The following is a 14,441-nucleotide window of genomic DNA, read 5'->3' as shown; positions in this document are numbered from 1 at the left end:
GGTCCATCGGATCAGGGAGTCGCCGCGCGGGTAGCGGCGTGGAAGCGGGCGAGCATGAGAGCCGCGCAGGCGGCGAGCCCGCAGCCGAGTCCGATCCACAGCCCGATCAGGCCCCAGTCGAGGCCGAACGCGAAGAGCGCGGCGGCCGGGAGGCCCACGGCCCAGTAGCCGATGAGGGTGGCCCGGAAGCCCGCTCCGGCCTGGTCGATGCCTCTGAGCAGGCCGACGGCGATGTTCTGCGCGGCGTCGGCGAACTGGGTGACGGCGGCGGCGATGAGGACGGTGGCGGCGAGAGCGATCGTCGCCTCCGTGGCGTCGGCCGCGAGCGCCTGGACCAGCAGCGGACCGAAGGCGAAGTAGACGAGCCCGACGAGGACGAGCAAACCGGCCTGCTGGATCAAAGCCGTTGCCGCCCAGCGCCGGGGGCTGCTGCTCGGTCCGGCGGCGTCGTGGCTGACGAGGACCGAAGCGGCGTGGGAGGTGCCGACGGCGGTCTGGAACACGATGTACGTGATCTGGTTGACCACGTTGTACGCCGCGAGCGCGGTCGCCCCCAGTCCGCCGGCCAGGAGCGCGAGCACCGAGAACAGGCCCGCTTCCGAACCGTAGGTGAGCGCGGTCGGCACGCCCAGGCGCAGGATGCGGTGGGCGACCGAGCCGGTGCCAGGCCGCTGCGGCCCTGGGCGGAGTGCGGCGCGGACGACCGGGTCGCGGCGCATCAGCGCGAACAGCACGAGCGCTTGGGCGAGGTGCACCGCGGAGGTGGCGGCGCCGATGCCCGCCAGTCCGAGCGCGGGGAACGGGCCGATTCCGTGCAGCAGCGCGAAGTTCAGGGCGATGTTGAGCGCGACCGAGCCGAGCGTGACCCACAGGAGTTGGAGGTGGCGCTGCAGGCCCACGGTCGTCTGGCGCAGCACCTGGAACCACAGGCACGGGATCAGGCCCGGGGCCAGGGCGAACAGCATGTGCCGGGCGGCTTGCGCGACTTCGTGGGCCTGGCCCAGGGGCTCGAGCAGGAACCCGATGCCCACCAGTACGACGGCGCCGGCCGCGCCGGTGAGGGTGGCGATGAGCATGGCGGTCAAGGCGATCCGTCGAATCTCCCCGTCCGCGCGGCGCGCGGAGGCGGCCGCGATGAGGTTCGCGGTGCCGGTGAGCAGTCCGACGCCCATGGTGCGGACCTGGTTGAACAGCACGATCGCCAGCCCGCCGCCGGCGAGGGCGGTGGTGCCGAGGAAGCCCATCATCACCACATCGGTGGTGGACAGCGCGACCTGCGCGAGCTGCGTCGCCGCGAGGGGTGCGGCGAGCGCGGCCAGGGCGCGGTGGTCTGCTCGGGTGGGTCGTGGCACGCCCCGAAGGTTACGAGTCGCAGCCCGGTCACACCTTCCGACCCCCGTGCGGGTGTGCGACGCACGTGACGCAGGATATGACCGAAGGTGAGCCTTACCTAAGGAGTCTTGAATGGTTGCTGCGTCGCGACGCGTGTTGCTGGGTTCTTCGCTGGCGGCCGCCACGGTCACGGCCGTGGCCGCGTGCGGCGGCACCGACGACGAGGGCGGCGCGGGCGGCGCCCCGCGCGAGGGCGGGACGCTCCGCGTCGGCGCGCTCGGCAGTGTCGAGGCGCTGACCAAGGACCCGCACGGGCTCCTGTCGAACAACTCGGACTTCCTGATCATGTCCCTGGTCTACGACGCGCTCACCGTCCCCGGCGGCGGGACCGGCGTGGCCCCGCGCCTGGCCGAGTCCTGGTCCGTGGCCGACGACGCGAAGACCTGGACGTTCACCATCGCCGAAGGCGCGTCCTTCCACGACGGCACCCCGGTGATCGCCGCGGACGTGGTCGCCTCGATGAAGCGCATCATCGTCGACATGGACGCGGCCTTCAAGGTCCCCGTCCCGCCCGAGCAGATCACCGCGCTCGACGACCGCACCGTCCAGATGGTCACCGAGGACCCCAACTCCCAGCTGCCGCTGCTGCTGCGCCTGGTCACCTTCACCACCCGCGAGGGCGCGGACGCGACCGCGTTCAACGGGACCGGCCCGTTCAAACTCGAGGACTACACGGACGGCAACGCCCGCCTGGTCCGGTTCGACGGCTGGCACGGCCCCCGCCCGCTGCTCGACGCGATCGAGGTGACCCGGTTCGAGTCCACGGACGCGATGATGAACGCGCTGCAGGGCGGGCAGATCGACCTCGCCACGACCGCCGGTGCGGTCTCGGCGCGCCTCGCCGAGGAGTCCGGGGCGTTCACCGTCCACCGCCGCCCCAACGACGCGGCCCTGCCGATCGTCATGCGCGTGGCCGACGGCCCCTTCGCCGACGTGCGGGTGCGCACCGCGATGCGGCTCATCGCCGACCGCGACGCCCTCGTCCAGCAGGCGCTCTCGGGCTACGGGACGGTCGCCAACGACGTGCTCGGCACCGGCGACGCCTTCTACGACACCTCACTCCCCCAGCGCGCCCAGGACCTCGACACCGCCCGAAGCCTTCTCGCCGAGGCCGGGTTCGACCTCGACGCGACCTACACGCTGTACACCATCGACGAGGCCTTCGGCGAGGTCGCCGCCGCGACGCTCTTCGCCGAGCAGGCCGCGAAGGCCGGCGTCACGATCGAGGTCGTCGAGCAGGACGCGGGCACCTTCTACGACCAGACCTGGTGCAAGGCCGACCTGTACACGATGTTCTGGGGCACCAACGACTCCGTGGCGTTCTACGCCCAGAAGGTCCTCCAGTCCTCTTCGGAGACCAACGAGACCGGTTGGGCCAGTGAGGACTTCGACCGCGCCTACGGCGACCTGCTGGCCGCGACCGACCCGGCCGCGCAGGAGGACGCCTCGCACCGCATGCAGCGCCTCGAGTACGACGAGTCCGGTTACCTGCTGTGGGGCATGGCCGACGGCATCGACCTCCACACCCCGGCCGTGAACGGGCTCTCCACCGCGCCCGGGTTCGGCTGGGTCCTCCTCGAAGGCGCCTGGCTGGCCTCTTGATCCGGTTCCTGGCGGCCCTGGCGGTCAGGGCCGGACTCCTCCTCGTCGTGTTGGCCGCGGTGTACGCCGCGGCCGACGCGCTCCCCGGCGACCCGGTGCGACTCGCCATGGGCCCCACCGCCTCCCCCGCGGACGTCGAGGCGCGGCGCGAGAGCCTCGGCCTGGACCGGCCGCTGCCGGCCCGCTTCGCCGACTGGCTCTCCGGCCTCGTCCAAGGCGATCTGGGGACGACCGTGCGCGGCCAGCCGATCAACGACCTCCTGGGCGACCGGCTGGCCTCGACCCTCCTGCTGACCGGCCTCACCTTCGCTTTCGTGCTCGTCGTCGCCTTGGCATGGGCCGCATTGTGGTCCGCCCGCCCACGGGGCCGCTTCGGCCGGACCTCCGCCGTGGGCACCTCGATCCTGGTCGCCACCCCCGAGTTCGTGCTCGGCACGCTCCTGGTCCTGGTGTTCGCCCTCGTCCTCGGCCTGCTCCCGGCGACGACCGTGGTCGGTGCGGACGGGCGCCTGGCCACGCCGCTGATGCTGGTGCTCCCGGTCCTGGCCCTCGGGCTGCCGCACGCCGCCTGGCAGACCCGCGTCAACCGGGCCGCCATCGCCGAGGCCGCGGCGATGCCGCATGTGGAGCAGGCCCGTCTCGACGGCGTGCCCGAACGCCGGGTCGTCACCCGCCACGTCCTGCCCTTGGCCGCACCGACGATCGCCGCTTCGCTCGCGACCATGGTCGGCACCCTGCTGGCCGGTGCGGTCGTCGTCGAGACCCTCTTCAACTATCCCGGCGCGGGCCAGCTCGTCGCCGGATCGCTCGAGTCGCGCGACACGACGCTGCTGGTCTCGCTGACAGCGCTGTGCGGGCTCGTCGTCGTGGCCGCACTCGTCATCGCGGACGCGATCCGCCTGTGGGCGCTGCGGGGCCGCCGATGAAGCGCCGCCTCGTCCCGCTCGCGGCCTGGGTCGCGCTGGTCGCCCTCGCCCCGCTGCTCCCTATCACCGCTGGGGAAGGCGCCATGCCCTTCGCCGATCCCGGCGCCGGGCATCCGCTCGGCACGGACGCACTCGGCCGCGACGTGCTCGCCGGAGCGTTCGAAGGCGGGCTCCTCCTGCTCACCGTGGCCGCCGCGATCGCCCTCATCGTCACGACCCTCTCGGCGCTGCTGGGCTCGCTCGCGGCACTGCACCGGCGCGCCGGACGCGCCATCGACGCCGCCGCCGACGCGTTCATCCTCGTACCGCCGGTGATCGGCGTGCTCCTGGTCGTCCTCGCCTGGCCCGGCGGCGGCCTGCCCGCGCTGCTCGCCGCCACGGTGCTTTTCGGTGTCCCGTACTGCGCCAAGGTGATGCGCTCGGCGGCCTCCGCGGTCGCCGCGACCGGCTACGTCGAGGCCGCGCGCGCCTCCGGCGAGTCCACCGCCCGCGTCATCGCCGTCGAGATGCTCCCGAACCTCGCCCCCACCCTCGTCACCCAGCTCGGCCTGCGCTTCACCGAAGGGCTCTACGTCGTCAGCGCCGTCGCCTTCCTGCGTCTCCCCGGCGTCCTGGACGAGGGCAACTGGGCGGTCATGGTCCGCGACAACGCCCCGGGGATGCTCCTCAACCCCTGGGCCGTCGCCGCCCCCGCCGCCTGCCTGCTGATCACCGTGATCCTCGTCCACACCGGACTGGGCGCCCGAAGGGAAGAGCCGTGACGGTCACCGCCGAAGCCTTCAGCGTCCGACTCGGCGACCGCACGCTGCTGCCCGCCGTCGACCTCACCGCAGCAGCCGGGCAGCTCACCGTCATCGCCGCGACCTCGGGCGGCGGCAAGACCACGCTGCTGCGCGCGCTCCTGGGCGCGGTTCCCCAGGGCGCCACCGTCTCCGGCACGCTCAGTGTGGTCGGATCCGACCCGCTGCGCCTCGACGGCGGGCTGCGCACATGGCGCCGCACGTCCATCGCCTACGCCAGCCAGGACCCCGGAGCTGCCCTGTCACCGATCATGAGCGTGCGCCGCCTCGTCCGAGGGGCCGACCCCGCCGCGGACCCGGTCGAACTCCTCGAGCGGCTCGGTCTCAATGCGGCGCTCCTGAACCGGCGCATCGGCGAACTCTCCGGCGGCCAAGCCCGGCGGGTCGCCCTCGCCTGCGCCGCAGCCAGAGCGACACCCGTGCTGCTGCTGGACGAACCGACCGCCGGCCTCGACGCCGAGGCCCGCGCCCGCGTCACGGACCTGCTCGCCGAACTGCGCGACGCCGGCCGGACCCTTCTAGTCGCCACCCACGACCCGGCCACCGCCCAGGTCGCCGACCAGACTGTCCAGCTCGGCACCCCGCTGACGACGCGCCCGCAACGCACCGCCGGCGAACATACCGACCAACCGGTCCTGGCACTGCGAGATCTGAGCGCCGCCCACCGATCCCGTGGCGCAACACCGGTCATCAGCGGATTTGACCTCGACCTCTACCGAGGCGAGATCACCGCCCTCGTCGGCGAATCCGGCAGCGGCAAGACCACCATCGCCCGCACCCTCGCCGGCGTCCACCCTTACGCCACCGGCAGCCTGCAACTCGACGGCGCAGCAGTCCCCCTGACCGGCAAGCGCCGCCGCGGACACTGCACGCAGATCCAGTACGTCGCCCAAGACCCGCGCTCGGCGCTCAACCCCGCCCGCACCGTCGAGCAGACGCTCACCCGCGCCGTCCGCCTCCACCGAGGCACCGGCGCCGCCGAAGCCCGCAAGATCGCCGCGGCGCTCCTGTCCGATGTCGACCTCCCCGAATCCGTGCTCACCGCTCGACCCGCCACGCTCTCCGGCGGCCAACGCCAACGGATCGCGATCGCCCGCGCCCTCGCAGCCGAACCCGGCGTCCTCATCGCAGACGAGATCACCTCGGCCCTCGACCACGCCAGCGCCGACCGCGTCCTCGACACCCTCACCGCGCTCGCCGCCGACCGCGGCCTCTCCATTTTGCTGATCAGCCACGACCTGTCCCTGGTCGCCCAGTGCGCCAACCGCGTCATCGACCTCGACATCTACAGCTGAGACCGACCCGCGCGCCGGGCCGCCGACGTCAGGCCCGGGATCTCACTCGGGGTCGGCCTGGTCGCCGAGCGCGATCAGGATCGTTCGCAAGGCGTCGATGGCGACTCGGGCCGTGTCGGCCGGTACGGCTTCGAGCAGTGCGGCCTGAGCTCGGCTGGCCGCCTGGACGGCCGCCTCGGCAGACTGCACGCCTTGCGGTGTGAGGATCACCCAGGAGCTCCGGGCATCGGAGGGGTCCGGCTCCCGGTCGATCAGGCCTGCGGCGGCGAGGCCCCGCAGCAGGTTGCTGGTCCCGCCCGAGGACAGCAGGAGGCGCTGCGACAACGCGGAGGGGCGCAGCCGATAGGGCTTGCCCGAGGCCCGCAGCACGGCCAGGATCTCGTACTCCGCCTTGGTCAAGCCCAGGCGGGCCAGCTCGGTCTCGACCCGCTCGCCGAGCAGCGCTGACAACCGCGCCGCCCGCTTGCCGAGCTCCAGTTCCAGCCCGACAACTCCGGGCAGCTCGTTGCGCCATGCTTCGACGATGACATCGACGGTATCCCTGCTCACCAGGCCATCGTACCCGAGACTTGCGCCGAGAAAGCTTTCACGATACCTTTCCTAAAAGCTTTCCATGGAGGTAAATCATGCGTACGCTGCTCCGCAACGGTCACGTCATCCCCGGCGACGGCAGCCCCGAGCTGCCCGGCACCGATGTGCTCACTGAAGACGGCGTCATCACCGCCATCGGAAAGGACCTGCCGCACGCCGCCGGCACCCGGATCGACGCGAGCGGGATGGTGGTGATGCCCGGGCTCGTGGACGCGCACCGCCACGTCTGGCAGGCGCCGCTGCGCGGGATCGGCGCCGACATGACCCTGCCGGACTACTTCCGCACAGTGCTCGGACGCGCCCTGTCCGCCTATCGCCCCGAGGACGCGCGACTTGCCGTCATGCTCGGAGCGGCCGAAGCGCTCAATGCGGGCATCGCCGCCGTCTTCGACTGGAACAACACAACCCTCACGCCTGAGCACACCGATGCGGTGCTGGAGGGCTACGCCGCCAGCGGTTTGCGAGCCGTGGTCGGCCACACGGCCCCCGCCGGCGAGACCGACCTGAAACGACTGGCCGCCATGGACGGCCTGATCACCGGCGGCCTGGCGATCATGGGACCGCAGTACGGGTCGTGGGAGGACGGCGTTCGCGACATCGCCATGGCCCGCGAGCTCGGTCTGCCGGTGTCGATGCACGCCAGTGGCGGACCGGATTCCCCGTTCCCGCGGATGCACGAGGCGGGCCTGCTCGGGCCCGACCTCAACCTCGTCCACATGAACGCCATGACACCGGCCGAAGCGCGAATGCTGGCCGATGCCGGCGTGGCCGTCACGGTCACCCCGGTCGTGGAGGCGACCATGGGCCACGGCGCCTCGGCCTTCGGCACGTTCCTCGACGCGGGAGGGCACGCGGCACTCGGCACCGATGTCGTCGTCAATGCGCCCGCCGACCTGTTCGAGCCGATGCGCGACACACTCCGATTCGAGCGGATGCGCTCGAGCACCATGTATTCTGCAGCGCAGGTGCTTTCGAACGCGACCGTCCACGGTGCCCGGTCGATCGGCCTCGGCGGTCGGACGGGCTCGATCACCGTGGGCAAGAGAGCCGACATCATCCTGATCGACGGCCTCAGCCACCCGAGCGGCGGCGGCGTGGTCACCGCAGTGACGGCGGCCGACGTCCACACTGTCATCGTCGACGGCCACGTCGTCAAACGCGACGGCCGCCTCCTCAACCTCGACCTCGCCGCACTCCGCACCGCCGGCCTCGAACTCGCCCACCGAGCGCTCGCCTGACCGAACCGCAGCACTACCAACGCATACGAAGAGCGGCCATCGGCGATGGCCGCTCTTCGTATGCCGTGAGAGCGCGGCATCCTTGCCGCATGCCGCCCTCCGTCTGCGGCGTTCAGGCGATCTTGGGGGTGGCGCGGGCGCCGTAGGAGAGGTAGCCGCGCCCGTCGGGCCGCTTCGTGAAGGCCACGGGCAGGTACCAGCCCTGCTCGCCGGGGCGCCGGGTGGCCCAGACGTCGTCGCCGAGGGAGGCGAGTTCGAGGTCGAAGGGCGGGGAGGTGCCTTCCAGGCTGTCGACGAACTCCACTCGTAGACCTGGGGTCCGCCGACGGCGTTGTTGGTGAGCAGGGCGATGGCGACGCCTTTGGCGGGGACGGCGCGCAGGTAGCCGAGCAGGTAGACCGCGGATCCGTCGTGGCCGATGGCCTGGCCGCCCTTCCAGTCGAACAGGCCCCAGCCCAGGCCCCAGTGGGTGCCGAGGAGCTTGTCGGGGACCTCGGTCTCGGTCTGCTGCATGGCGACTACCGCGCCGGTGTCGATGACCTTCGTGCCGTCGGGAGCGTAGCCGCCGTCCAGGTGCATCTTGGTGAAGCGCACGACGTCGGCCGCGGTGGCCGAGACCCCGCCCGCGGGCCAGGCCGAGCGCGGGGCCCAGGCCCAGGTCGGGGCCGGCACGGGCGCCTCGCCCTGTTCGCCGTAGTGGCCCATGGCATTGGGGAAGCGCAGCACGTCTTCGGGCAGGAGCATCGAGTGCGTGAGGCCGAGCGGGTCGAACAGGCGGGCCTTGAGGGCCTGGTCGTAGGGCAGTCCGGTGACGATCTCGGCGATGCGGCCCAGGATCATGTAGGCGGGGTTGGAGTAGGAGAACATCTCCCCCGGCGGCAGGGCCTGGCCGGTCTTCTCGGCGGCGACTTCCACGTAGCGCTCGAGGGCGTCGTCGCCGCGGCCGGTGTCGAACACGCCGTCGGCTTCGAGGCCGCTGGTGTGGTTGAGCAGCTGGCGGACCGTGATCTCCTTGGCGGACTCGCCGACGGCGAAGCCGTCGATGACGTCGGCGACCTTCGCTTCGAGGTCGAGTTCGCCGGTGCCGACCAGGTGCATGATGAGCGACGCGGTGTAGACCTTGGTGAGCGAGCCGATCTGGAAGGTCGCGTCGGAGGTGACGGGGACGCCGGTGTCCTGGTGGAGGACGCCGGAGGCGATCTCGTGGATCTGACCCTTGTGGAGCAGGGCCAGGCTCGCGCCGGGGACGTGGTGCTCGGCGATGAGCTCGTCGAGCCGGGTCTGCCAGCGCTTGATGTCGATGGTCATGTCGGTCTCCTGGTTTCGATCCGCCGCCCGTCTCCCGGGCGGCTCCGCTTGTTCGGTCTGGATCAAAAGCTACGTTGCGTTCAAGGTTCGCACAACATCGAAAATCGAGTCGACAGTCGTTGCAGCACATCAACACGGCTATTTCATTGCACTGCCATTGCCACTGAATGCAACGAGCGGACCGGTCGTTGCGTTCTGTACGCGACGGAGGGCATACTTGCCGGTGTCGCACTGCACGAGAGGAGGCCCGGATGGCAGCCGGCCGTTTGACCTATCAGGACCGCCGGCGCATCGCCGCCGGCCTCGCCCAGGACCTCAGCTACGCCGAGATCGCCCGCCGCCTCGACCGCCCCACCTCCACGGTGACCCGCGAGGTCATGCGCGGCGGCGGCCCGCGCGAATACCGGGCCGAGAAGGCCCACCGCATCGCGAAGGCGCGCGTGCCGAATGCGGGCTCGCGGCCGATCCCCGCTCCCGACTCGGACGGACGCGATCCGGAGGCGTTGCGGGAGGCCGAGACCCGCCTGGCGACACTGCTCGTCCAGACCGGGCTGCCGACCATGCCCGCCGGAGTGCTGGCGTGCCTCTACACCACCGATTCGGGAGCGGTGACCGCTGCCGAGCTCGTCTCCCGGCTCCGCGTCAGCGCCGCCTCGGTCTCGACCGCAGTGCGCTATCTCGAAGAGCAGCAGCTCATCACCCGGGAGAAGGGCCAGGGCCGCAAGGAGCGGTACCGGATCGACGAGGACGTCTGGTACCGCGCGATGATCGCCAGCGCGAACACCAACAACCTCTTGGCCGACGCCTCGCGCGAGGCCGCCGACCTCCTCGGCGCCGGAACGCCCGCCGCCGAACGGCTCGACGGGATGGCGCGGTTCCTGCGCCAGGTCGGCGAGGACCTGATCCGCTCAGCCGAGCACTGGCGACCGCGATCGGCCCTCCCGGCTGAGCACGGCGAACGCCTCGACTAGGCGAGTCGCCCGGTGGCGTGTCGGCGTCGTAGTCGAGCGGCACCCCGGCCGGTCCGGCCTCTGCGCGCGGTTTCCGTGGAAGCGGTGTCCGGCCGATCAAGTATCGTGAGGCCTGCCGACCACCGCCCACAACACGCCTGCACTGGAGGCCACATTGCGTTCCTTCGGGGCCGCCACACGAATGCCGACCCTGGCCGTGGTGCTCAGCCTCATCCGCGAACGCGGCGCCGTCAGCCGGGTCGAACTGGCCGGAGCCACCGGGTTCACACAGGCGACCATGACTCGCGCCGTCCGCAAGCTCGAGGACCTCGACCTGGTCCACGAAGTCGGCACCGTCCCCTCGAACCAAGGGAAACCACGACGCCTCGTCGGGATCAAAGCCGACGCCCGCTACATGATCGGCCTCCAGTTCGACGCGTATTCCGGGACGGGCGTGGTGGTCGACCTGGCCGGCGGCGTCGTGGCGCAGCGGGACCTGATCGCGCCCGGGCTGCGGCCCCCCGAGACGGTGATCGCCGAACTCGCCGAGGCCGTTCGCCTGCTCCTGAAGGACGCCGCCGTTCCGCGCGACCGAGTGCTCGGGGTCGGCCTGGCCACCTACGGGCCGCAGGACCGGAAGGCCGGCGTCCTGCTCACGCCGCAGCCGACCCCGGACTGGCAGGGACACCCACTCGCCGTGTCGCTCTCGAAAGCGACGGGAATCCCCGTGGCCGTGGAGAACGACGCGACCGCTGCGGGCATCGGCATCCAGACGCTGAGCGGCGCAGCGTCGAGTTTCGTCGTCGTGTACATGTGCGGAGGCATCGGCGCGGGCCTCATCCTCGACGGTCAGCCCTACAGGGGTGTCACCTCGAACGGCCTCGAGCTCGGGCACATCTCCGTCGATGCCCTCGGGCCCCAGTGCACCTGCGGCAACCGCGGCTGCCTCGACACTGCAGCGGGCCCGACCGCGGTCATGGAGCAGGCCCTGGCCGATCCGCTGCTCGCCGGACGTATCGAGAGCGGCGCCGGCCCGCTCGCAGCAATCCTGTCCATAGGCCGCGCCGCCCTCGACGGCGATGCAGCCGCAGCCGACCTCATCGACGCTTCGGCGCAGAAGCTCGCCATCGCCACCGTCACGCTCGTGAACCTCTTCGACATCGGCAGAGTCGTCCTTGCCGGCAGGGCGTTCGCCGACCTCGGACCGACCTACCGCGACACGCTCCAAGCCATCCTCGACCAGGCGGTCTTCATGCGCCACGTCCATGCCACCCGGGTCGAACTCGCCCCCGACGTCACACAGGCGGCCGCCATCGGCGCGGCCACCGTGGTCCTCCGCAACCTCCTCGAATCCCCTGACGCTCCTTGACATGCGGCTCGGCAGCATCCTCGGATGCCGCCGAGCCACCACGGTCCTTCGCGATCAGACCGCCTGGCGGGCGAAGCGCTGGTTGGTACCGCCGTTGTAGGTGTACTGGGAGATGCGGGCACCGTCCGCTGTGGACCGCTCGTAGACGTCCATGGCCAGGCCCGACTGCCGGTTGACCAAACTGACGACCCCGCCGCCGTGATCGGTGATGCGCCAGTGCTGGCTCGCGGCGCCCGAATCGGCCTGCTGCGTGATGTTCGCACCGTTCTCGTTGCCCGCCACCTGGAGCACAAGCCCCGAATGCCGGGCCTTGATCTTGAAGTGGCCCTCCCCGGCGTCGATGAACTGGAACTGCTGGTTGGTGCCGCCGGTGCCCGCCCACTGGTGGAGCAGCGCCCCGGCGCTCGTAGAGATCCCGTCGATGTCGGCGTACTTGCCGGAGTGCTGCGCGACCAGGCGGTACGTGCCGGGCTCGGACGGCGTGGTGCCGCCGAGCGAGGCTTCCCACCTCGCACCCGAACCGGTGGCGTCCGCCGGGAGCCGGTCCCGGGCCGCGGTGTCGCCGTAGAGGCTCCAGCGCAGCCAGTCGATCCAGGTCCTCATGGCCACAGCGCTGGTGGCGCCCCAGGCGGTGCCGCCGTGGTCCGCGCCGACGAAGGTGAGAAACGCCTTGGGCGAGGGCAGTTCGGAGTAGGCCTGCCGGGCTGAGGAGAGCGGGCACACCTGGTCCCGGTCGCCGTGGATGAACAGCACATTGGCGTTGACCGTGCCGCCGGGGTTGCCCATGTCCACGCAGGCGACGGGGACCGCGGCCTTGATGCGGGAGTCGGGCCAGGCGCTGAGCAGCCCGTGGGTGGTCATGCCGCCCATGGAGTAGCCGGAGACGCCGACGGCGGTGGTGTTGATGTGGCCGGCCAGCGGGTCGCTGCCGCCGTTCAGGGCGATGGTGCGGGTGAGGACCTCCGAGACGTCCCGCGACAGGTTGCCGTTGTACGCCTCGCTGATGCTCGCGCTGGTGAACACGGGGGCGGGGACGATGAAGCCGGCCGCGGCCAGCGGACGGATGTGCCCCATACCGGCCTGCGGACTCCCGCCGCTGCCGTGCGTGTACTCGCAGATGGGGAAGACGCCGTTGGCGACGGGCGCGTTGGTGATCGGGTTGCCGCCGGGGGTGCCGGTGGCGGGGTAGTACACGTGGGTGGTGATCCGGCGCGAGCCGCGCGTCCAGCTGTACTGGCGCACACCGACGGCGAACGGGGTGGACGGCGCGCTGGCGGCGAGTGCCGGCCCGGCGCCGAGGAGGGACGCGCCCACTCCGACCGCTCCGGCCGCGCTCAGGCTCAGCAGTGCTCTTCGGTTCAAGGACATGAAGGCTCCTTCATGGAGGACGTGAGGGAAGTGACGACGAAAGCGCCGTCCATGCAGCGGGCCGAGTTCAGGGAGTGCGGCCGCAGCTCCCGGACTTGACCGACCAAATAGTACTAAAAACGTTTTCAGCGAAGTCGATAATATCGATACAATTCCATATAGTCAAGAACTTCGATGCCTTGATCCGGGCGCTCGGCCCATCGCCTGCGCGACCGCTAAGGACAGAGCAGCCCTGCGGCGGAGTACGGAGCCAGGCTGAGCAGCGCGGCAGCGCCGTCGGGGGTCGGAGCCAGATCGATTCGGGTGCAATCCAATCCCGGTGCACCCGGCAGCGCGTTGCAGAGGTCGCCGGTGGTGGCGGTGACGCCGGGGAGCTCGACCCGGCAGCTGGACGGCTCGGGACCGTCATTGACGACCACTACGCCCTCCCGGCCGTCAGTGTTGACGAAGGCAAGGGCGGCAAGTGGATCGGGCGCGGTGACCGCGCAGGTGCGGAAGGGCCCCGCCCCCAGTCCCATGGCGACGCTGAAGAGCGCGAACGCGCGGGACTGCGGCCACAGGACCGCATGGTCGCCGTGCCAGTCGTAGACGGCCTGGGCGATCACGAGGCCGGGGGCGTTCTGGTCGGGGTCGAGCGGGACGTTGCCGGGGAGGGCGGACATGAAGGCCGCACCGGCCAGCCGCGGTTCGTTGGCGAGGTCGATGAGGGTCCGCGCGGCGAAGGCGACGGCGCGTTCGCCCTTGACCTCCGGGGCGGTGGTGTCGCCGAAGTAGTCGTGGTTCCACTCGTTGAGGTATACCGGGAGTCGTTGCCGCCCAGTGGATTCGAGCAGCTCGTCGAGTGCGGCGAGTTCGAGCCGGCGCCCGGGGTAGGGGTCGTAGGCGTGGTAGGAGACGAACCGGAGGTCGGCCGGCGTCACGCGCGGATCCCGCAGGATCGTGCCGAGCGAACCGAACTCGCCGCCGCGCCGGTCCTCGCCGGGGCCGCCGACGATGAGGTCCGGGTTCGCCTCCCTCACCGCGTGTGCAGTGTGGACGTACAGGTCGGCGGCCGCGGCCTCCTGGCTGGTGTAAGCGGTGCCTTCGAGGTCGATCATCACCGGTGTCATCGGCTCGTTGAGCACATCCACGGAGTCGATCCGGTCGCCGAAGCGCTCGATCACAGTGCCGACGACGTGCCGCCAGGCCTCCCAGTCCGCAGGAATTCCACTGGCGGTCCCGTTGTGGGACAACCAGTTCGGGATCTGCAGCAGGTTGAGCTGCGTGCGGATGCCGTGCCTCCTGGCGTGATCGAGCCAGCCCAGCGGCCGCCAGTCCCAGTTGCCGCTCTCGCGGATGCCGCCGGTGTTCGCGCGCCAGTCCTCGAGGGTCGCGCCGGGAAAGGGCTCGTCGAAGAGCCGGTTGACGTGCAGGGTCCCCCGCTGGAACCGGATGCCCGCGGCCTGCAGGAGCGGGTAGACCTGCGCGGCATGGTCCTTGCTCGGTTCGTTGGAGAGCCCGAACAGGTCGGGGCTCGCATGGGGGTTGATCGTCTCGGTGAAGTCGGCGATGACGCGCGCCGGCGGCGCGGAGGGTGTGGCGTCCATGATGGTCTCGTCCGGG

General features: G+C 71.2%; 12 protein-coding genes and 1 pseudogene. 7 read left to right on the top strand and 6 right to left on the bottom strand.

The window, feature by feature from the left end:
* Positions 1 to 11 precede the first annotated feature (11 nt).
* A complete protein-coding gene (locus O2L52_RS00775; RefSeq protein WP_270113376.1) occupies positions 12 to 1,352 on the bottom strand; it encodes an MATE family efflux transporter in 1,341 nt (446 codons plus the stop codon).
* A 112-nt stretch (positions 1,353 to 1,464) separates the two neighbouring features.
* Between O2L52_RS00775 and O2L52_RS00770 the strand changes: the two genes are divergently transcribed.
* From O2L52_RS00770 to O2L52_RS00755, 4 genes are read left to right on the top strand one after another with little or no spacing between them, the layout of a single operon-like run.
* The gene (locus O2L52_RS00770; protein WP_270113375.1) at positions 1,465 to 2,994 is read left to right on the top strand and encodes an ABC transporter substrate-binding protein; all 1,530 of its coding nucleotides are present in this window, start codon (positions 1,465 to 1,467) and stop codon (positions 2,992 to 2,994) included.
* Positions 2,991 to 3,920 carry an ABC transporter permease gene (locus O2L52_RS00765; RefSeq protein WP_270113374.1) on the top strand — a complete coding sequence of 310 codons (930 nt, stop codon included), beginning with the start codon at positions 2,991 to 2,993 and terminating at the stop codon, positions 3,918 to 3,920. The genes O2L52_RS00770 and O2L52_RS00765 overlap by 4 nt, the downstream gene beginning before the upstream one ends.
* The gene (locus tag O2L52_RS00760; RefSeq protein WP_270113373.1) at positions 3,917 to 4,681 is read left to right on the top strand and encodes an ABC transporter permease; all 765 of its coding nucleotides are present in this window, start codon (positions 3,917 to 3,919) and stop codon (positions 4,679 to 4,681) included. Before O2L52_RS00765 ends, O2L52_RS00760 begins: the two co-directional genes overlap by 4 nt.
* Positions 4,678 to 6,015 (top strand): ABC transporter ATP-binding protein, encoded by a 1,338-nt coding sequence (locus O2L52_RS00755; RefSeq protein WP_270113372.1) that lies wholly within the window; start codon positions 4,678 to 4,680, stop codon positions 6,013 to 6,015. Before O2L52_RS00760 ends, O2L52_RS00755 begins: the two co-directional genes overlap by 4 nt.
* Positions 6,016 to 6,057: 42 nt before the next feature.
* Here the strand turns inward: O2L52_RS00755 and O2L52_RS00750 are convergent, their stop codons facing one another.
* The gene (locus O2L52_RS00750; protein ID WP_270113371.1) at positions 6,058 to 6,564 is read right to left on the bottom strand and encodes a MarR family winged helix-turn-helix transcriptional regulator; all 507 of its coding nucleotides are present in this window, start codon (positions 6,562 to 6,564) and stop codon (positions 6,058 to 6,060) included.
* A 77-nt stretch (positions 6,565 to 6,641) separates the two neighbouring features.
* Between O2L52_RS00750 and O2L52_RS00745 the strand changes: the two genes are divergently transcribed.
* Positions 6,642 to 7,844 carry an amidohydrolase family protein gene (locus O2L52_RS00745; protein ID WP_270113370.1) on the top strand — a complete coding sequence of 401 codons (1,203 nt, stop codon included), beginning with the start codon at positions 6,642 to 6,644 and terminating at the stop codon, positions 7,842 to 7,844.
* A 112-nt stretch (positions 7,845 to 7,956) separates the two neighbouring features.
* Here the strand turns inward: O2L52_RS00745 and O2L52_RS00740 are convergent, their stop codons facing one another.
* The gene (locus O2L52_RS00740; RefSeq protein WP_270113369.1) at positions 7,957 to 8,148 is read right to left on the bottom strand and encodes a hypothetical protein; all 192 of its coding nucleotides are present in this window, start codon (positions 8,146 to 8,148) and stop codon (positions 7,957 to 7,959) included.
* A gap of 77 nt (positions 8,149 to 8,225) precedes the next feature.
* Positions 8,226 to 9,152 (bottom strand): annotated as a pseudogene (locus O2L52_RS25370) (serine hydrolase domain-containing protein); the annotation flags it as partial.
* Between the two features lie 251 nt (positions 9,153 to 9,403).
* Between O2L52_RS25370 and O2L52_RS00730 the strand changes: the two are divergent.
* A complete protein-coding gene (locus O2L52_RS00730; RefSeq protein ID WP_270113367.1) occupies positions 9,404 to 10,123 on the top strand; it encodes a GbsR/MarR family transcriptional regulator in 720 nt (239 codons plus the stop codon).
* A 181-nt stretch (positions 10,124 to 10,304) separates the two neighbouring features.
* The gene (locus O2L52_RS00725; protein WP_270113366.1) at positions 10,305 to 11,471 is read left to right on the top strand and encodes an ROK family transcriptional regulator; all 1,167 of its coding nucleotides are present in this window, start codon (positions 10,305 to 10,307) and stop codon (positions 11,469 to 11,471) included.
* 54 nt (positions 11,472 to 11,525) lie between these two features.
* Here O2L52_RS00725 and O2L52_RS00720 read toward each other — a convergent pair whose 3' ends face one another.
* A complete protein-coding gene (locus tag O2L52_RS00720; protein ID WP_270113365.1) occupies positions 11,526 to 12,839 on the bottom strand; it encodes an RICIN domain-containing protein in 1,314 nt (437 codons plus the stop codon).
* Between the two features lie 215 nt (positions 12,840 to 13,054).
* A complete protein-coding gene (locus tag O2L52_RS00715) occupies positions 13,055 to 14,425 on the bottom strand; it encodes a glycoside hydrolase family protein (RefSeq protein ID WP_270113364.1) in 1,371 nt (456 codons plus the stop codon).
* Between the last annotated feature and the right edge of the window lie 16 nt (positions 14,426 to 14,441).

Origin of the sequence: Glycomyces algeriensis (assembly GCF_027622855.1) — a bacterium.
Classification (GTDB): domain Bacteria; phylum Actinomycetota; class Actinomycetes; order Mycobacteriales; family Micromonosporaceae; genus Glycomyces; species Glycomyces algeriensis.
This window is presented reverse-complemented; position numbering and strand designations above follow the sequence as displayed.

Excerpts from the sequence above, each read along its gene's own strand:
- O2L52_RS00770 (WP_270113375.1), top strand. The coding sequence starts at position 1,465 with ATGGTTGCTGCGTCGCGACGCGTGTTGCTGGGTTCTTCGCTGGCGGCC.
- O2L52_RS00760 (WP_270113373.1), top strand. The coding sequence starts at position 3,917 with ATGAAGCGCCGCCTCGTCCCGCTCGCGGCCTGGGTCGCGCTGGTCGCC.
- O2L52_RS00745 (WP_270113370.1), top strand. The coding sequence starts at position 6,642 with ATGCGTACGCTGCTCCGCAACGGTCACGTCATCCCCGGCGACGGCAGC.
- O2L52_RS00730 (WP_270113367.1), top strand. The coding sequence starts at position 9,404 with ATGGCAGCCGGCCGTTTGACCTATCAGGACCGCCGGCGCATCGCCGCC.
- O2L52_RS00725 (WP_270113366.1), top strand. The coding sequence starts at position 10,305 with ATGCCGACCCTGGCCGTGGTGCTCAGCCTCATCCGCGAACGCGGCGCC.
- O2L52_RS00720 (WP_270113365.1), bottom strand. The coding sequence starts at position 12,839 with ATGTCCTTGAACCGAAGAGCACTGCTGAGCCTGAGCGCGGCCGGAGCG.
- O2L52_RS00715 (WP_270113364.1), bottom strand. The coding sequence starts at position 14,425 with ATGGACGCCACACCCTCCGCGCCGCCGGCGCGCGTCATCGCCGACTTC.